This window comes from Paenibacillus sp. D9 (genome assembly GCF_001188365.1).
GTDB classification, from domain to species: Bacteria; Bacillota; Bacilli; order Paenibacillales; family Paenibacillaceae; genus Paenibacillus_O; species Paenibacillus_O humicus.
The window spans coordinates 3,513,432-3,531,604 of sequence record NZ_JZEJ01000001.1; the positions used below are offsets into that span (position 1 = coordinate 3,513,432).

Below are 18,173 nucleotides of genomic sequence, written 5' to 3' on the forward strand. Positions count from 1 at the left end.
TGCAATTACTTGTTGATGGAGTTGGCGACGTCTTCCAGCGCTTTCAGCGCTGCAGCCGTATCCGTATCCGCAGCCGCTTTAACCAGAGCTTTGTTCTCCGCGACTTGTTGAGCGGCGTAGTCGCTCAGCGTTTTGCGAAGTCCGGCGATTTTTTGCTCGAGGTTTTTGCGCACCTCAGCGTCTGCCGTCGTTGCGCTTTGATCGATCAGAGCTTTCAGCTCGTCTTTGGCCGCTTGGATCTTGGAAGCCAGATCGCCTGTGGAGGATGCTTGGTAAGCAGCCACGTCTTTTTTGACCTGCTTCACGCTTTCCTTGCCTTGAGCGTCGAGGTCGCTGTTCAGGCTGATTTTGCCTGCTTCTTCAGCACCTTTGACCGCAAGGTTGCCCACGAAGTTGAGGCCCGTGATCAGGTTTTGCGTATCGCGGCCGATTTGGTTGTTCTTGATGTCGTTTTTAGCAGTCGTGACTTGGTTGACGTAGTCGTTTTTCTTCGAGTTGATCGTCGTCATCGAAGCGTTGGATTGCGCCTGCTGATCCGACACGATGGCTTGCTTGGAGCTGGCCGTAAGCGCCGTGAACTCGGTTGCGTATCCGCTCAGCTGGTTTTTCAGCTCGAGAGCCGCGTTAGCCGTCACCGGAACGGTAACCGTGTTCGTGAAATTCGTTTTGTACCAGCTTTGGAATTGTCCGGAGATGTCCGTTGCTGCGAAGACGGAACCCATGCCTGCGATGAGACCTGTTGCCAGAACGCCTACTGCTACTTTGCTTTTAAGGGATTTCATTGCCATGATTGATTGTCTCCTTTAAATGGGTTTGGGTTTGTCGGGTATGAACAAGTTATGTAATCCTCCTGATCCGGCTTACGAGCCGATCAAGGACTTTCTTCCCCGGATGTATGCTGATCCAGCCATTGATCCAGGGTCTGTTCCAATGCCTGCTCCAGACCGGTCTCGGCTTCAACCGTCCTCGCCTGGGCAGCATCCCGGAACTTCTGCTGGATGGCTCCCTCGACGCCTTGGCTTCCCCGCAGCTCGGCAGCGGCTTCATCGATCTGCCTGCTGTAGGATTCGCTTCTCGCCCGAAGGGCGTCGGAAGCTTGCTGTCCGGCCAGATCGGCAAATGCCTTCAGCTGCTCGGCGGATTGTTGCGTCTGTTCCTGGACAAGACCGGCAGCAGAGGCTCGGATCGATTCGCCGGCTGGCTCCTCCCGCCCCCAGCGAAGGGAGCCTGCCTTCTGCGGGAAGGCATCCTTGTACCAGGCTTTGAGCTGCCCTCCGGCGTCCGAGGCGCCGCTGGCTGTTCCCGAACCAATGGCCGCCGCGAGCGCCAAAGCGGCAATGCCTGCCGTCAGAACCGTGCGTTTCATATCCTCACCTCCGCTTTCAGTCTCCGGGACTATATTCCTGGTGTCTGAACTCAGTATAGGGCTTGAGAACGGCTTAATCGTCACTATTAAGGATAATTCTGGATATCCCAGTAAGTTCCAAAGAAATCGAGTATATGGGGTATAGATTCTTTCTCCCCGCGAGCCCTTTTGGGGAAAAGCCGGAAGGCAGCCATCTCCAATGGGAGTAGATGATCTACTCCTTTAGATCCAGATTGGAAGCAATTGGGCTCGTTTACGTTGAAAGAACAGCGGTTATATAACGTTCACGACATCAAATCTGAAGGAGGCGGAAGAAATGAGCAAAAAAATCGTAGGCGTATACGACACGGAAGACGCGGCGATCAGCGCGATCGAGGATCTCAAGGCGCGTGGTGTCGACAGCGACGACATCTCCATTCTGGCGAGGGACAAGGGCGACGTAGCGGCGATCCAGCAGGAAACGGGCACGATGGCTCCCGAAGGGGTCGCGGCCGGAGCCGCAGGCGGCGGAGTGCTCGGAGGCCTTACCGGCCTGCTTGTAGGCATCGGCGCCCTGGCCATTCCCGGCATCGGCCCGATCGTCGCGGCCGGACCGATCGCTGCTGCGCTCACAGGCGCGGCCGTAGGAGCCGGAGCCGGCGGACTTGTCGGCGGCTTGATCGGCCTTGGCATTCCCGAGAATGAAGCCAACATGTACAATGAATATGTACAGGACGGCAATATTCTGGTGCTGGTCGAATCCAAAACCGAACGGGACCACGATATTTACGATTCGCTCCGTTCGACCGGCTCCATCAACGCGCCTTCTTACGAACGCGACATTCAGCCTTATAATCAAACGGCCGCAGCGTCCGAGCATGTCGGAGCGGACGGCGCCGTGCCTGCAGCCGACGTGTACCCGGACGGCGAGCCGATCCGCAGAGCCGGCCTTGACCCCTCGCCAGGGGCAGGCCCCGGTCTCTCCGACGCCGGCCGCGACCGGGATGGACGCGTCATGGGAAGCGACCGCGATCCGGTCGACGGCAGCTACAGAGCCGGAGACGGCTATGCGGAGCCGGACCGCACGCATGACTCCCGCTACTACAGCGATGAAGAACGCCGGGACGGCCATGTGCCGCTGAACCGCGACCGCAACGGGGACGGCGACGTCACTCTGCGCGAGCGGGCGGAGAATCTGGGCGACAATGTGAAAAACCGCTTCTGATCAACCGTTTCCGCATTTCCCAGCTAGCCCGACCAAAAAATAACAAAACGGTACTGGAACGCCGCCCCTTTAAGGACGCAGCGTTCCAGTACCGTTTTTGATTTGCCGATAAATGGCGATTTCAACACGTCAGCCAAGTTTCCGTTAAGCCGATGTCCCTTTCTCGCTTCCTTTGAACTTTTCTCTCTTGATCGTTCCCCATGAATGTCTGGATTTATTGAATTTCAGCAGGCCCTCGATCCGGTAGAGGATAGTGAGCTGCCGATAGCCCAGATTCTCCAGCAGAGCGAACAGCACCAGCCGCATGGTATCGCCGAAAGTCGTGTATTTGCGGAAAGAAATCTGCTCCAGCAGGATGCTTCCCATCGACAAGGTGCTTCCGAGCAGGAAGGCGATGAGGAAGAAGATGAGGAAGCTGTTGAATTCCAGAAGACCGAATAAATAAGCGAGCGGGATGAAGATGTATCCGAGAAACTCCACCACAGGGCCAATAAGCTCGAACAACCAATAATAAGGAATGGTCACCATTCCCACCTTGCCGTACTTCGGGTTAAGAAGCATGGATTTATACTGAAGCAAGTTGTCGAACAGCCCGATCTGCCATCTACGGCGCTGCACCCTTAAATCCTTCAATGATTCCGGGGCTTGGGTCCAGCAGATCGGATCGGCCAGGAACTTGATTTTATAGGTTTTTTTCTCGTCCAGCATTTTCTTGTGCAGCTTCATGATGATGTCCATGTCCTCGCCGATCGTGTTCGTCTTGTAGCCGCCGCATTCAATGACAACGCTTTTGTTGAAGGCGCCGAACGCTCCGGATATAATCAGAATCGAATTCAGCTTGCTCAAGCTGGTGCGCCCCGTCAGAAAGGCCCGCAAATATTCGACGATTTGAAAGACGGCGATTTTGTTTTTCGGAATCTCCATCTTGACCAGCTTGCCTTCCTTGATGACGGATCCGTTGGCAATGCGGACGATTCCGCCGACGGCAATCGTCTCCGGATCCTCCACGAACAGCATCGTCAGCTTGATCAGCGCATCGTTCTCCAGGATGGAGTCCGCATCGATGCTGGCGAATATCGGATAGGTCGAAAGATTGATTCCGGCATTGAGGGCGTCCGCCTTGCCGCCGTTCACCTTATCCACCAAGATCAGCCGCTCGTATTTGGGATTCCGGTACAATCCCAGAATCTCTTTGGTCTCCAGGCTTTTCTTGACCGGCTGGCTGATCTGGACAAGCTCGAATTCCCGAATGATCTTGTCGCGGGTGGAATCGGTCGATCCGTCGTTCACAATAATGATTTCGTACTCATAGTAGTTCAGCGCAAGCAGCGACTTGATGTTGTCCACGATCGTGTTTTCTTCGTTGTAGGCCGGTACAAGGATTGAGATCGGAACCATGTTTTTTGAATTCACGTATCGTTTGTAGTCCGATGCCTTCATTTTCTTCAGGTAGCCGAACAGATCGGCGACCGAGATGAGCATCTGCCCATTGTAGAAAATATTGATTGCAATGGTGTATATGATGCAGAATTCACTGAAATACAGAATGAACTTCCAAAAATAATACATACCCTACCAACTCTCTCCCGATATCGCCGCCTAGACGGATCTCTCCATGACTCCGATGATCGCTTCCCGAGCGAACTGATCCTCGCCGTCGAGAATGCGCGCGGCATAATCCTTGCCTCCTGGAATAGCGACCAAAGAAGCCGCGGCATTGTGCCTGACCCACCATTCCGGATCGCCAGCCATCTTTTCCAGAGCCGCGAAGCTTTTGCTGGTTCCCGTTTTGTCCAGACTTTTAGCCGCGGCCGCTCGGACTTCCCACTCCTGGTCCCGGAGCATCTCAAGCAGATAGACCTCAAAGGCAGCATTCTTCAATTGTCCCAGGGCCCGGATGCTGGCGATCTTCAGGTTCTTGTTGTCGCTGTCCAGGTAGCGGATATAATAGCTGCTCAGGCTTTCGAACTCATAATCGGCCGCCGCCTTGATCAGGATTCCCTTGAGATAATCGTCGCTGCGCTCGATCGTATTGATGAACAGCTCTTCCTTGGAGCCCTTGAATACCGTCAGGATTTCGACGACGGCACGGAAGGACAAGGATATCCGGTCGGAATTCTCGACCAGAACTTCGGCCAGGCTTCGCGGATTGCCTAGCTTGGCCAGAGCAAGCAGCGCATGATAGATCACGTCGTTGTTGCTGCTGCCCATAAGAGCATGAATGTCTTTTTCAGCCGGTTTTATCGCCAAATCCCCCAGATGGCGGCACCCCAGAGCCTTGATATAATCCCGCTTGGAGGAGAGCTGACGAACTAGATAGGTTCTGATTCCCGTTTGTTCATACAATCGGGCCAGACGCTCCGCATTTGATTCGATGAAATCCTCGCCCTGCGCGACAATGATGCCGATGAGAATCTCTTTTTTGCGCGGACTGCGTCCCACGTAATCTGCAATCCGAGTTACTGCCTCCTGCTCCTCCTCATGCGTCGCGAGCTTGAAGGAGGAGAAGAGCACATTCAGCTTGCGGTTCAAATGGGCGAGGCTTTTTGTTAAGAAGTGCCCGTACAGCCATGTAACGACAATGGCCAGGAAAAAGACGGAAATCAATCCGCCTGATATCCAGAGTAAATAAAAAGCTTGCTTCGTCATGTAGAATCTCCTAATGCGAAATGATTTTCATCGGCATTCAGTTGGTAAAGGCTTCTTTGACCGCATCGTAGCTGCCTTTTGTACGGGAAGCATAGTCCGGCGCATCCCAAGTGCTCCATGAGAACGTCCGGTAACCCGATGAAGTAACGCTTTCCGGAAAATGGTAATCGACATGCTGAGTTTTTTTATCCATGAGGATCAGCGAGCCAACGATGCCATCGGTCATCCTGACGGAAAGGGAGTCTGAAGCCACACCCATTCCCTTTTTCTTGTCATCGTCCCATACAAGCAGGCTGGAAGGGTCGATGAAGTTGAGCCGTGCCCACGGAATCCGCACATGCAGCGTCTTTCCGTCCAAATAGAAGTTGCTGCCGCCCGTTTGAAACGCCCCGGGGGTCAAAGCCGACTCGTCCGTATAGACGGCCTCTATTTTCCTTCCCCCTTTGGTGACATACTCGGAGGACTCCATTCTCTTCATCCGCTCGAAAAGTCCCGTAGACGAGACCGTTGTATAATACGAACCCCGGCTTGCATTGTAACTCGGCATCACAAGCAGCTCAGCCTTGTCCTTATTGTCCATTCGGATTTGGAACTCGGCGCCGGACCAGTTCTCGTTGACGTCGGGTGCCAGCATGTACTCGCCTTTTTTGCGATCGACGGTGTCGAGATAGATCATCAGCTGCTGCCGATTGAAATCAGGCCATCGGTTGAACTCCGCCTTGATGTGGAAGTAGGACTCGTCCGCCGCATAGGCAATGGAATTCAGAGGCCCGGAGCCTCGAAGTGTCATGGAATAATCCGTGAGCGCCTGGGACTCCAAGGCGAGAATGCCGTAATTCTGAGCCGGATCCACCGTGTTATGCCAGAGGCTGCCCCGCATGGACGGAACCGCGGCGGCCTGGAAATCCCCGCTGCCTGTGCCCCATTCATCTGCCCATTCATAGAGCAGCCCCCCAGCGGCTCCGCTGTCCCGGATCAAGCGGATGAGAGAGGCAAGCCCCTCCCCTTGCCCGGCCTCCGTCATCCCCCTTCCTGTAGACAGACCGAATTCACTGATCAGAACCGGATGCTCGCTGCGGGTGATCAACTCGCTGACATAGGTTCCGTATTCTCGGTAAGACGGCTTCCCGGCCGAGTCCCTTGCCTGGAACGCAGGCTTGTCCGGAAAGACGTTGTATGCGCTGAAGATGCCGCCAGCCGCTTTGGAAGTCGGCATCAAGCGATCGAAATCTACTGTTGGCCGATCGGCTTCGCCTGCCTTCTCGTACCCCCTCTGGTACACCGACTCAATCTCGGGAATGCCTACCATTCCGGCAGCATGCTGCATCCCGTACTTGGTCTGCTCATAGGCGTAGGTTTTTTCTAGAAGCGACGCAAGTGCATTCTCGGTTGGAGTGCCCTTGCCGCCAGTCGTCACATAGTCGCCGTCGAAGGCAAAGAAAGCATTCCCGTCATCCGTCGCCTGCACGTTCTCCGCACTTAATTCCGGATCCATCAAGTATCCCAGCACATAGCCGGACACATCATTGGCATACAGCTCGGTTCCCTTGCCATCCGCTTGCTTGATTTCGGCATGGCCATGCATTGCGTCAATCACCGTTTCGGTTTGTTGGGCGAACGCCGCCCGGTAATCCGCATCCAGGTAATTGCCGCCGCGAGGCTTTGCATCCACGGCTATGTTTTGCATGAGGTACAGCATTCGGTCAGGATGGTCATGATTGTATATATCCAGCGCGCGATAGAATGCCGATGGCATCAAGGTGTATACCCGAATCGTATTGGCGTTCATGCCTGCGATTTTGGAGAGCCAATCCGCATAGAAGGCAGGATCGTCCGGCAGCTCGCCTTTGTCGTAGCCCGGAATGCTTGCCCCGATGTCGACGCCGTTCACATAGAGCTGCTGCCTGCTCCCGTTCTTATAGACGGAGAACTGCTTTCCGTCCAGTAAAGGCAGATGCGCCCGTTGTTCCTCGCCAAGAGCTTCGATTTTTTCTGCAGGCTTGGTATCCTTCAGCACTTTCGACATGAATGGCACATAAAAATGCCAATAGAAATAGCTTAGATCCCCTTCGCTCTTGACGCTGAAATACCGGTAAAGCGTGGAAGCGCCGATAAAGGAATTGATTTTGGAAGGGCCGCGATAGTCGGTGAAATCTCCGGCGAGATAGAAAGCGCGCTTGCCTCCGGCAGAATGAGAAACAATGGCAGGAAACCGGCCATCGAGACCAAACGGCTTCAGCTGGTTTTGTCCTTCATCCGTAAGATTCAGCTTGTACCATGCGATGACAGATGCGTCCTCGGCGGGCTCCACGATCTCGAACCAGTTGTAGAAATCCACCTTCTGGGCGCCGTAATCGCCTTGATGCTCCTCATCCATAGACAGCTGGACGGAGCTTCCCGTAAATCCGGCATCGCGCTGCAGGACAACGATTCGGCTGTTGCCCGCGATGACAATGCCCGCTCCCGACAAACTCCATTTTTTGCCGTATTGCTGTTCGTAGGTAGCACGAATCCAGTTGGGCACATCGGCGGTTGACGTCAGGTCCGAGAAGAACTTTCCTGCCAAGCCGGTAAAGGCGACGCCGAAGATGGACTGAAGCTCCTTGGATACCGACGGCGAGGTCGGATCGCCCGCAATATTGTACTCTCCGATTACGGTTGCGCCCTTGGCGTAACTTGTAGCAATGAAACCGACTTCTTCTTTGGTCAAACCCGAAATTCCGGCTGCCTCGACACCTTCGGCCCTTGAATTTCCTGTGCCGTAAGTATCCGAGATGAAGATGGCGTCGGGAATCCGGTCCAGCTTTTGAAGCGGCTTGTTCACCAGCTTCCCTCCGGACATGAAATTCCCGTAATAATCCGTGCGGAAACCATAAGCCTTCCCGGTTTCGGGCTTCCGCATTTTCAAATGGTCCATCAGCCAGAACAAGCCGCGCTGCTTGCTGTAATCGAGCTGCTTCACGTTGCCGGATGCTTTCGTTTCGACAGGAAAGGTTTTGTTGAGCACGACGATGTCGAGATCCTTCGATGGCGCAGCGAGCCACAGTGCGAACGGCGCTCCCAAAGCAACGAGCAGCAGAAGGAGCAGAAGGTACCGCGCTTTGATTTTTTTTAGTTTCATTTTTCCGTCAAACCCTCATTTTCCGGCAATGCCGCAAATCCCTTTTGGAGAATATAGTAGGATGGCTTCAGGCGCTCGTGATAGGACGGCTGGTCCCACTCCGCCCAAGCATACGGCTCCATGGCCACAGGCTGCTTGGAGGCTGCGCCCGAGTCGCCGGCCAGCTTCTTGATGCCGATATTGAACCCCTCTGTCTTAATCGGGGATATTTTGCCGCGGGTGCGCATATCGTCGATGATCATTTTTTTGGAAGGATCCATCACATTCAGCAGCTGCCATGGAATACGGATTTCCAGCTGTCCCTCCGAGTAGTAGAAATCGCTCAGCGAGTAGTAGTCCGGGCTTTTGGGGTTCGCATTTCCGTAAGTCAGCTGCCCCGTCTCGTAACCGGTGAAAGGAATCACGGCATTCCCGGGCGGAATGACGACTCTCTTGTTCAGAGCGAGCCGGATCGGGTTGAACAGGCCCGAATTCTTGCGGCTGGCATCCGGATGATCCTCGATTAGGCTGGTCTGCACCGCGTAGCGGAAAAGATAATTGTCATAATAGGGATCAACGAGAAGGCGGGAGTCGTTTTTCCCATGTATTTTCAATACAAAGTCAGCTTGCCTGCCGAAGCTGATTCCATAGGCCGAGAAGCGGTCGCTGCCCTGACCTTCGATGCTGTCGATGGGAAGAAGCAGCGTATCCTTGTCAAAATCATAATTCCGGGCATCGATTCTGAAGTATACATACGCCTCGTCGCTCTTCACGGACAACTTCGTTTCCTCATCCTCATACAGGGGAGCGTCCCCGGCCCAGTCATCGACCTGGCCGTCCACGGAACGGATGGTCTCGCCATTGCCGGGGTCGAAAGCAAGCAGGCCGAAATGCTGCTCGTTCGTCTGAGGATTCGACCAGTAGGGACGGGAGTCCGGTAAATCGAGATCATTATTGTTCCAGGTCCGCTTGAACCACTCGTCCTGCCACGCGAAGACCAGACCTCCGGCGAGGTTGGCCGCATGGATGTCATTGATCATATGAACGAGCATATCTCCCTGGGTCTTCTCGTCGATGAATCCCTGATTGAAGCCTGTAACCCTGTTTTCATGAGCCTTTCCCCTAGACGCCGGGATGCCGAATTCGGATACCACAATGGGCATGGTATGGATTTTCTTGATATCCTCCAGATAGGCAAGGTAGGGATCCGGCTTGCCGTCCAGCCCCTTGTAGTTGATGTAGTCGGTCTGGAAGCTGAAGGTATCCGGGTAATAAGGATAGACATGATAGGATGCGAACATGCCGGGCTTGAAGCTTTCATGTCCTTTGACATGCTCCACGTTCACAGACACGAGATCTTCGTTCTTGTAAGGTTCGTTGGGGTGTTTGAGCGGATCGGTCGTGACCCAATTGGAAAAGGCGAGGGCTCTTTGCATCTTGTATTTCTCGGATTCATAACCGATGATCTTATCGCCCACTTCGGCCAGGAAGGCCTCGAAGGGTGAAGCTTGTTCGGTATAGAGATATTTGCCGTTGTATTCGCTGCGGGCGGGATTGTTTTCATTGGTTCCGACGACAAAGGAAGGCTCCCATTCGATTCCGAGAATCCAGCCGATGACATAACGCGACACATCCGAGGTATACGTGCCGTCCGCATGCCCTTTGTTGACGGGCAGGTATCGGTCTCCATGAATGATGTCGACGATTTCCTTGCCGCTCTCGACGACATCATTCAGTATCTTATCCTTTTCACCGAACGCATCCTCTATCGTCAACACATCATTTTCGTTCACCCATACGCCATGGATCACATAGATCGGCTGCTTGCCGTCCTTTTCCCGCTGTTCATTGAAATCGAGCAAGGCATTGTAAAACTGCGGGCGCTGAATCGTGTAGACCCGGATGGCATTGGCGTTCATTTCCGCTATGTACTTGAACCACCGAAAGTACTCCTCGTAAGTGATGGCGACTTCTCCGGGAAAAGCCCCTGGTTTTCCGGCGCCAAGGTTAACGCCTTTGATGAACATCCTGCTCCACTTCTGTCCGTCATGGACATAAAACGAAGCCGAATCCGTCTTGCTGACAAAACTTAAACCGCCCTCCTGTTGGAAAGCGGTTTCAGAACTCTCCTTCTTGGGAGAGAGTGAATATTGATAAACGATTACGGCCCCTAGAACGACAAAAATCGCCAAAAATCCGGTTAATATCTTCATTTTTCCAGTCATGTCATAACCTCCTTTGCCATTCTATAGGCAGTTTCACCCATATGTCAACGCAATTCCCAGTAAATTGGTCCCATATAAAAAGCGAGCTTCCGGAGGAATTCCGGAGCCCGCTTGAAGGAAGAGTTAGGTCATTTTCATCCAGCTGTCGTAGTGATGAATGGCTATGCCTTCAAAAGCAGAATTGGATTTGTATCGTTGGTACACCTGATCAAGCTGCTCATACATATATTCCTTTTTCTTTGCATAAAAGGTCACGAAGCTGTAATCGGGAGCCAGCTTGCCGGTCTCGACGGCAACCGACCCTCTTACCTGATATTTCTCGAACAGCTTCATTTGCGCTGCCGATACCGACAGGATGCTTTCGTCTCCGGCGGCCTTGTCACGGTAAGCCATGATCGTGATGAATTTCACTTGCTTGCAGAGCCACTCGGCAAGAAACCCGGCTCCATACTTATTGTCATATTTGACGCCATGGAACCAAAAGGGAATATCGATTCCGAGCTCCAGCTGATTTCGATCGGCCCACTCCTGAAACGACCGCATCATGGTCTGATAGTTCTCGATGTACCGATTGGCGTTCTGCTCGTACCCTTCGGATTCATAAGGCTCGACATCGAGATGGATTCCGCCGAACCTCTCCTTGTCGGAGGCTGACTGCTGATAGCCTTGAAGCCAAGTCAGAAATGTCTGTTGAAGGGCGGATCCTCCGGCCTCGACCCACTCGGGAGCTCCGTCCAGAGCGTGAACGCGAATCCCGCGCTGGGAGGCTTTTCGGATGAAATCCTTGTAGCAGCCGGGCTCAATGGCGGGATTGATCTGCAGATGCAGCAGACTCACTCCATTGGCAGCCAAGTCCTCGATGATAACATCCGTCTGAGAGACGATTTTTGAAGTATCCCACAGCCAAGTGGATAGGGTCGGAGCTTTCGTGAAAGCATGGCTCGCTTTGGCATCTGCGACTCCGGAACAAGCGAGAAGAAGCAAGGAAAGAATGCAGATCAATGAAGTTAATTTCATCACGGTATCCCCCGCCTGCAACGGCTTCAGCGGCCCGGAAATAAAAAACAGTCCGGGAAAGCAACCCGAACTGTGTAGGATACACATAAAAAATAAGAAGAAGGGAACCTTCTTATTTCTTTCTTCGTTCGGCAACTGGCTGCCATAGGCTCTCGCCCTTAGGCCCTCTAGTTTTGCGTCCCTGCCTTTCCGACAGGTTTGCCATTATCGTGAAGCACATCAGTAATAATGAAATCATAATCCATGAACCGCTAAAAGTCCAACCTTATCCATTCAGAGCCCTTCCCAGCAGACACGGCTAAAAACGCTCTACGAAGCTTCCTGGGCTTCCTGGTATGCGGCCGGAGCAGCTTCGCGCTGGCGCCGCGACATCATGATGTTGAGGATGATCGCGGTCAGCGATCCCGTGACGATGCCGCTCTGCAGCAGCATGGACGCTTCCGACGGAAGCTGGCCGAACATCGCCGGCACGGTGGCGGAACCGAGGCCGACGGCGAGGCTGCATGCCACGATCATCAGATTGCCTTCCTTGCGCAGGTCGACTTCCGAGAGAATGCCCATGCCGGAAGCGGCGACGGAGCCGAACATGACGATCATGGCGCCGCCCAGCACGGCGCTGGGCACGACGGTCGTCAGCGCCGCGAGCTTCGGCAGCAGGCCGAGCAGCACCATGATGGCGCCGGCAGCGACGATGACGCTCCGCTTCTTGACCTTCGTCAGCGCAATGAGCCCGACATTTTGGGAGAAGGCCGTATAAGGGAAGGCGTTGAAGATGCCTCCCAGCATGATCGCAGCTCCCTCCGAGCGGAGGCCGTTCACGATCTGCTTCTCGTCGACCTGCTGGTCGGTCGTCTTGCCGACAGCGAGGTATACGCCGGTCGATTCCACCATGCTGACGATATTGACGAGGATCATCGTCACGACGGCGACGAGGCTCACATGCGGAGCGCCGAAGTAGAACGGCTGCGCGATGCTGAACCACGAAGCGTCCCAGACGCCGGAGAAGCTGACCATGCCCATCGCATACGCGGCTGCTGTGCCTGAGGCAAGGCCCACGAGCACCGCGATCGCTCGCATGAAGCCTTTGGCGAAGCGGCTGACGACCAGAATGACGACGAGGGTGAGCAGCGCCAGCAGCAGATTGCGCGGAGCGCCGAAGTCAGCCGCTCCTTGACCGCCGGCGGCGTTGTTCATCGCGACCGGGATGAGCGAAAGCCCGATAATCGTGACGACCGATCCGGTGACGACGGTCGGGAAGAAACGCAGCAGCTTGCCGTACAGAGGTGCGGCCAGAAGAACGAACAAGCCGGACAGGATGATGGCTCCGTATACAGTCGCAAGGCCGTATTCCTTGCCGATGACGATCATCGGCCCGACCGCCGTGAACGTGCAGCCGAGCACGACCGGGAGGCCGCTGCCGAAGAAGCGCGTTTTCATGACCTGCAAAAGAGTGGCGAGGCCGCAGGTGAACAGGTCGGCGGCGATCAGATACGCGATCTGGGTCGGCGTGAGCCCGAGCTCTCCTCCGACGACCAGAGGAACGACGACGGCGCCCGCATACATGGCGAGCACATGCTGAAGGCCGAGCGTGACGGTTTTGCGGCGGCTCAGCATCCGGCCCCGTCCATTCCGGCGGCGCCGGCCGCAGCAGGCTCGGCTTCAAGTTCGCTGACATACGTGACTCGTCCGGGCGCCATCGAGGCGATCCGGGCCAGGGAGTGCACCTCGACTCCGCGCTCCTCCAGCAGGCCGCGCCCTTCCTGGAAGCTCTTCTCGATGACGCAGCCCACGCCGCACAACCGAGCGCCAGACTGCTTGACGATATCGACGAGGCCGACAAGCGCCGCTCCGGTAGCAAGGAAATCGTCTACGATCAGGACGCGCTCTTCCGGTCCGAGATAGTTCTGGGAAATACTGACCTGATACGTCTCCTGGCGAGTGAAGGAATGGACCTGAGCCGTGTACAGGTTCTCGGTGAGCGTCACCGCTTTTTTCTTCTTGGCGTAAACGAAAGGCACTCCCAGCGCGATGCCCGCCGCCATGGCGAACTGGATGCCGCTCGCCTCGATCGTCAGCACCTTCGTAATTCCCCGGTCCGCAAAAATCCGCGCGAACTCGCGTCCGATCTCCAGCGCCAGCTCCGTATCGACCTGATGGTTCAGGAACGAGTCCACCTTAAGCACCTTGTCCGAGAGGATTTGACCTTCCCGGCGAATGCGTTCTTCCAGCTGTTTCATCGTTGTACAGCGCCCCTTTTCCTGTTATCCGGCCTCTTGGGAAAAACAAAAAACAGACCCCACTGAGCTGGTACCCTCAAGTGAGATCTGCCTGATAAGACAAGTCATTGATACGCCTCATGCTCGTCCGGCGCCAAGCTGCGCGCAGACGGAACCAAAAAAGGCGTTCTCACTCATAGTCGGACGATTGCATTGGTCATCCGGTAGAAACTTATGGGCCATATCCCCATGATTATACGAGTTATGAAATTGCGTTCGTTGTTATTTTGTTATCCTACACGGTTACACGAATGCTGGCAAGAGTAAAATCTGACAAGATCCGTCATGTCTCCATTCCCGCCCGGCCTGACTTCTCCTGCACCCGCATGAGCACAAGACCGCTGGCGAACAATAGGACGGAGCCGAAGTAGAAGATGAGATCCAGCGTGAAATAATCGACGAGGAATCCCCCGGCGATGACCGCCAGCCCCGAGAACAGCGACAAGCCCATATGGTAGCGTCCGATCTGCTCCCCGCGCCGTCCTTCCTCCGTTAGATCCGCGAGCAGGGCTTTTTCGCATGTCCGCTGCATCGCTCCGAACACCCCCATCGCCACCTGCAGCGCATAGACCTGCCAAATGCTGGTGACGAGCGGGAACAGCAGGAAGAGAGCCGCCATTCCCCAGGAGCCGAGCAGGAGGAATGGCTTGCGGCCGAACCGGTCGGAGGACCGGCCGAAATAACCGTTCAGATAAGCCGAGCAGATCGTGAACAAGCCGTAGGCGATGCCGTATTGGGTAAAGTCGCCGCCTATTTCCTTGATGCTGATCAGATAGAAAGGAAACACGATGCCCGAACCGAGCGTCATGACGTTCTGTGAAAGCATCACATACCGCATCGCGACGGCTTTCATCGCAAATACTCCGCGTACCATTCGTTCATGAACAAGGACTCCTTATCGTAAGCAAGCTTCGCTGCCTTGAATCCGTCCGCTGCCGGATAGGCCGCGCGGAACTGCTCCTTCGAAGCGAAAGGCTGATAGGTCAAATAATAGGTGCCGCCGGCTTGTTCGGCAAGCCCGATCATTTTCTGCGTCAGGCCTTTCAGCCGCTCGAGTCTTGCCGGAGAACGCTTCTCGTTGATGAGCAGCACCAGCGCCGCGCTGTCCTGCCGGGAATAGGCCAGCAGCGACTCGTCGCTGCGGGGCATGTAGCGGACCGTGATGTTGACGAGGTTGATCGGCTCCTCGCGCAGAAGCGTCCGCAGCCCGTCGACGAATTCCGGATAACGGTCCAGCGGCACGAAATACTCCTGCAGCAGATCGCTTTTCTGCGCATCGCGGTATTCCAGGAACCCGCTCTCCGGACGCATGGCGTTATTGCGGGTGATCGGCTTGCCTTCATTGGAGCGGAACAGCCGCTCCTGCAGGCTCCAGCTCATATTTTTGCCCCAGCCGTACTTGCGCTGCAGACCGAACACGAACCGGGTCAGCTCCACGGCCCGCTCGCCCTTCAGCCTCGTGTCGGCATCGGCCAGCGGAATGGAGCTGTCCATGTATTCGGTCATGTACATTTCGCGGAGGAAACCGGATGGAGCGGTGGAAATCCGGGCGATGACAAGGCCTGTAGAGCCGGATTCGACCGATGCCCGCAGACGGTCCGGGAACTCCTTGTAGTCCAGCAGCGACGTATGCTGCGTGTAGACGACATCGTCCGTCAGCCGGAGCGTGGCATCGAGGATGACGCCGAGCAGGCCGTAACCACCGATGGCTGCCCGGAACAGATCGGCGTTCTCGCTGCGGCTGGCGGTCATGATTTTGCCTTCCTCCGTCATCAGCCGGAAAGAGTCCACCGTCTCGATCAGCGAGCCTTCGGAGGGATCTCTTCCATGGATGTTCGTACCCAGTGACCCGCCAACGGTGAAGATGTTCTGGGACTGCATCACGCGGATGGACAGATGATGGGGATTGATGACTTCCTGAACCTTCTCCCACGTGGCTCCGCTTTGGACGGTAATCTTCTTCGCCGCCGTATCGAGGTCGAGAATGTCATCATACCGTCTCATGTCCAGCACGACCGCCCCTTCATAAAAGGTCTGGCCGCCCATGCTGTGGCGCGTCCCGGCGACACTCACCTTCCGCCCTTCACGGCGCGCTTCGCGGATAGCGGCTGCGACGTCCTCCGTCGTGCGGACCGCAACGGTCTTGTCGACCTTGGCGCTCACGATGCGGCCGACGTCGGTCGCTTCCTCGCCCCGGGGCATGGCCGAGCGGACCGTCAGGGAAAGAGCGAACGCCCCGGCGTAGAGGATGACCGCGACGGCTGTGAACAAGCGGGCTCTTGCGGTCATGCTTGCGCTCTCCTTCCGGGTTTAGGAATCTTGCATCGATCGGCCTCTTTCAACCATCTATCGGACATAGGATCCGCTATTTCAATCAATGGGCTCTTTTTGACCATCTATCGGACATACGATCCGCTATTTCGAGCAAGGGGCTCTTTTGGACCATCTATCGGACATAGGATCCGCTATTTGTGAACAAATCCCCTCATGTCGATAGCACTGAGACAAATAAGGGATCGTATGTCCGATAAACAGATCATCCATGCGGTTTATCCTAAAATAGCGGATCCTATGTCCGATAAAAAGCTCCGTCATCCCTGTTCATGCCTTTCGATGCCGACCTAGAACAAATGTGAATGGACAACTCGGGCCTCCGCTTGGTACAACCGACTTCCTGCTTTTTGAATCCATCCATTGCTTCCCAATCGGATTCAGACCGATTGCTTGTATTTCAACTCCAACCTCCTGCTTTCCTGCTCCGTCAAGGTCGATTGCATCCAGCTTGAATCAGGCTGACTGCCTCCAGCTGCATCCCAACCTGCCCGCTTTCAACTTGGTTCGGACCGACTGCTTTCAACTTGATTAAGACATACCCGCTATCAACTTGATTCGGACATACACGCCTTCAACTTTGTTCGCACCTGCCCGCTTACAACTTGGTTCGGACCGACTGCTTTCCACTTTAGCCCGACCGTGACATCGCTCCCTTACCGCATTTTGCTATCTTCGCTCATCCAAACACTTGCCCGTCATCAACGGACGCGTACCGCCAAATTCATGCCTTAGACGGACATCCTTTCCGCCTTCATGAAATCAAATTTCTTCGACTGGCATAGCTTCATCTGGCGGCGCCCTTCCACCCATCCGGACTGTGCCCGGATATGCCTACCGCTTCAAGGAGGGCTCCTCCGGCTGAGAGAAGCTTCTCAAGGGACGGTCCGGTCGAATGATCGTCACGATGGACGCTCCAGCATGGTATTACCGAACCATACGAAGGGATTCCGGCATCCATGCCATGAAAAAAGGAACGCTGGACTTCTGCGGAATCGCCCCTGTCCATACGACCCGGATCGGCGGCATGAAGGGTTCTTCTCCGGAGCGCCTGGCCGCTCTGCTCAGCCGGACCGAAAACCTCAGGCGGAGAATGGGTTGACCGCCTGATTTGATATCTTCTCATGCTTGTCGGGTGCCGCCTGGCCGTCCTGCCTTATTCAGCGGATGACGCTCGGATTGTAAACCACCTTTTTTCTGTACAAAAACCTCGTCTCCGGTCGGCCCTAAGGCCGGCAGAGACGAGGCGCATACGTAAATGCATTAGAACCTAGGTTCACCCCTCCGTGAGCTGAACCCGTTTGTAGAGGACAACACATCCTTAGCGGCTACCTGCTGACGAACGGATTTCCGCTCTCCCAGAATCGCCACGGATAGCCGCGGGCCTCGCCGCTGTTGTCGATGCCGATACGGGGGCCCGACGAGATGACGCCTGGCTTCCTTCCAGCTGCGATATATAGCGGACTGGCATACATCGGGTGTCCATAATCCGCCATCGTGATGCCGAGCGCCTTGGTGAGCTTGCCGGGACCGCTCGTCAGATCACGCCGTTTCTTGTCCGCGCCCCGCCGCTCGATCATAAGCTCGAGCCCCTCGCAAGGCTCCACCGCGCGAATCAGCACGCCCTCCGGGCTGCCAGGCTCCGCGCTGACGACGTTGAGGAGGCAATGCGTATGCATCACATGCGCATAGGCATGTCCGGGCTCGCCGAACATGACCTCCGTCCGCTTGGTCCTGCGGCCGCCGAAGCTGTGCGCCGCGCGGTCGTCCGGACCGCGATACGCCTCCGTCTCCACAATCCATCCCGCCGCCGCGCCTTCCGGCGTTTCCTTGACGAGCAGCATCCCGATCAATGCCTGCGCCAGCTCCAGCGTCGGCTGGTTGAAAAACTCCCTGCTTACCGGCTGCCAATTCATGCTCTGCGCCTCCTTGTTTTCCTCGGATAGATTATAGCATTCAAGGACTGCCGCTCGGCGCCCCAGCCGCTCATCATCTTCCTTCAAAG

General features: G+C 55.4%; 13 protein-coding genes, 1 pseudogene and 2 riboswitches. Of the genes and pseudogenes, 2 read left to right on the plus strand and 12 right to left on the minus strand.

The genetic code is table 11. The features are described 5' to 3' along the window. Positions 1-5 precede the first annotated feature (5 nt). Positions 6-788, minus strand: coding sequence for a hypothetical protein (locus VE23_RS15765; RefSeq protein WP_048745762.1), 783 nt, complete (start codon positions 786-788; stop codon positions 6-8). A gap of 83 nt (positions 789-871) precedes the next feature. Then, positions 872-1,366: a hypothetical protein gene (locus tag VE23_RS15770; RefSeq protein WP_049868499.1), complete on the minus strand. Its 495-nt coding sequence runs from the start codon at positions 1,364-1,366 to the stop codon at positions 872-874. A gap of 316 nt (positions 1,367-1,682) precedes the next feature. Between VE23_RS15770 and VE23_RS27860 the strand changes: the two genes are divergently transcribed. Continuing rightward, positions 1,683-2,570 carry a general stress protein gene (locus VE23_RS27860; protein WP_084781532.1) on the plus strand — a complete coding sequence of 296 codons (888 nt, stop codon included), beginning with the start codon at positions 1,683-1,685 and terminating at the stop codon, positions 2,568-2,570. A gap of 144 nt (positions 2,571-2,714) precedes the next feature. Here VE23_RS27860 and VE23_RS15780 read toward each other — a convergent pair whose 3' ends face one another. From VE23_RS15780 to VE23_RS15820, 9 genes are all read right to left on the minus strand, one after another. Then, entirely contained in the window at positions 2,715-4,139 is a 1,425-nt protein-coding gene (locus tag VE23_RS15780; protein ID WP_049868500.1) for a glycosyltransferase family 2 protein, read from the minus strand. 30 nt (positions 4,140-4,169) lie between these two features. After that, the gene (locus tag VE23_RS15785) at positions 4,170-5,219 is read right to left on the minus strand and encodes a HEAT repeat domain-containing protein (protein WP_049868502.1); all 1,050 of its coding nucleotides are present in this window, start codon (positions 5,217-5,219) and stop codon (positions 4,170-4,172) included. Positions 5,220-5,256: 37 nt separating this feature from the next. Beyond that, entirely contained in the window at positions 5,257-8,340 is a 3,084-nt protein-coding gene (locus VE23_RS15790; protein ID WP_049868503.1) for a hypothetical protein, read from the minus strand. Further along, positions 8,337-10,544, minus strand: coding sequence for a family 2 glycosyl transferase (locus VE23_RS15795; protein WP_198156181.1), 2,208 nt, complete (start codon positions 10,542-10,544; stop codon positions 8,337-8,339). Before VE23_RS15795 ends, VE23_RS15790 begins: the two co-directional genes overlap by 4 nt. Before the next feature lie 123 nt (positions 10,545-10,667). Next, a complete protein-coding gene (locus VE23_RS15800; RefSeq protein ID WP_157053977.1) occupies positions 10,668-11,564 on the minus strand; it encodes an amidase in 897 nt (298 codons plus the stop codon). 124 nt (positions 11,565-11,688) lie between these two features. Next, positions 11,689-11,774: riboswitch (cyclic di-GMP riboswitch) on the minus strand. 96 nt (positions 11,775-11,870) lie between these two features. Continuing rightward, positions 11,871-13,175 carry a nucleobase:cation symporter-2 family protein gene (locus VE23_RS15805; RefSeq protein WP_049868505.1) on the minus strand — a complete coding sequence of 435 codons (1,305 nt, stop codon included), beginning with the start codon at positions 13,173-13,175 and terminating at the stop codon, positions 11,871-11,873. Beyond that, complete coding sequence (locus VE23_RS15810; protein WP_021878710.1) at positions 13,169-13,798, minus strand: xanthine phosphoribosyltransferase; 630 nt, start codon at positions 13,796-13,798, stop codon at positions 13,169-13,171. Before VE23_RS15810 ends, VE23_RS15805 begins: the two co-directional genes overlap by 7 nt. 156 nt (positions 13,799-13,954) lie before the next feature. Further along, positions 13,955-14,058, minus strand: a riboswitch (purine riboswitch). 62 nt (positions 14,059-14,120) lie between these two features. After that, on the minus strand, positions 14,121-14,690 hold the full coding sequence (locus VE23_RS15815; RefSeq protein ID WP_049868506.1) for an MFS transporter: 570 nt from the start codon (positions 14,688-14,690) through the stop codon (positions 14,121-14,123). After that, positions 14,687-16,126: an FAD-binding oxidoreductase gene (locus VE23_RS15820; RefSeq protein ID WP_049868507.1), complete on the minus strand. Its 1,440-nt coding sequence runs from the start codon at positions 16,124-16,126 to the stop codon at positions 14,687-14,689. The genes VE23_RS15815 and VE23_RS15820 overlap by 4 nt, the downstream gene beginning before the upstream one ends. Before the next feature lie 922 nt (positions 16,127-17,048). Here VE23_RS15820 and VE23_RS15825 point away from each other — a divergent pair. After that, positions 17,049-17,270 (plus strand): annotated as a pseudogene (locus VE23_RS15825) (NAD(P)H-dependent oxidoreductase); the annotation flags it as partial. 226 nt (positions 17,271-17,496) lie between these two features. On the opposite strand, the gene VE23_RS15830 reads toward VE23_RS15825, so the two are convergent. Further along, entirely contained in the window at positions 17,497-18,084 is a 588-nt protein-coding gene (locus tag VE23_RS15830; RefSeq protein ID WP_049868509.1) for a DNA-3-methyladenine glycosylase, read from the minus strand. Positions 18,085-18,173 lie beyond the last annotated feature (89 nt).

Coding starts and splice junctions, on each gene's coding strand:
- VE23_RS15765 (WP_048745762.1), bottom strand. CDS start 788: ATGGCAATGAAATCCCTTAAAAGCAAAGTAGCAGTAGGCGTTCTGGCA.
- VE23_RS15770 (WP_049868499.1), bottom strand. CDS start 1,366: ATGAAACGCACGGTTCTGACGGCAGGCATTGCCGCTTTGGCGCTCGCG.
- VE23_RS27860 (WP_084781532.1), top strand. CDS start 1,683: ATGAGCAAAAAAATCGTAGGCGTATACGACACGGAAGACGCGGCGATC.
- VE23_RS15780 (WP_049868500.1), bottom strand. CDS start 4,139: ATGTATTATTTTTGGAAGTTCATTCTGTATTTCAGTGAATTCTGCATC.
- VE23_RS15785 (WP_049868502.1), bottom strand. CDS start 5,219: ATGACGAAGCAAGCTTTTTATTTACTCTGGATATCAGGCGGATTGATT.
- VE23_RS15790 (WP_049868503.1), bottom strand. CDS start 8,340: ATGAAACTAAAAAAAATCAAAGCGCGGTACCTTCTGCTCCTTCTGCTG.
- VE23_RS15795 (WP_198156181.1), bottom strand. CDS start 10,544: ATGACTGGAAAAATGAAGATATTAACCGGATTTTTGGCGATTTTTGTC.
- VE23_RS15805 (WP_049868505.1), bottom strand. CDS start 13,175: ATGCTGAGCCGCCGCAAAACCGTCACGCTCGGCCTTCAGCATGTGCTC.
- VE23_RS15810 (WP_021878710.1), bottom strand. CDS start 13,798: ATGAAACAGCTGGAAGAACGCATTCGCCGGGAAGGTCAAATCCTCTCG.
- VE23_RS15815 (WP_049868506.1), bottom strand. CDS start 14,690: ATGAAAGCCGTCGCGATGCGGTATGTGATGCTTTCACAGAACGTCATG.
- VE23_RS15820 (WP_049868507.1), bottom strand. CDS start 16,126: ATGACCGCAAGAGCCCGCTTGTTCACAGCCGTCGCGGTCATCCTCTAC.
- VE23_RS15830 (WP_049868509.1), bottom strand. CDS start 18,084: ATGAATTGGCAGCCGGTAAGCAGGGAGTTTTTCAACCAGCCGACGCTG.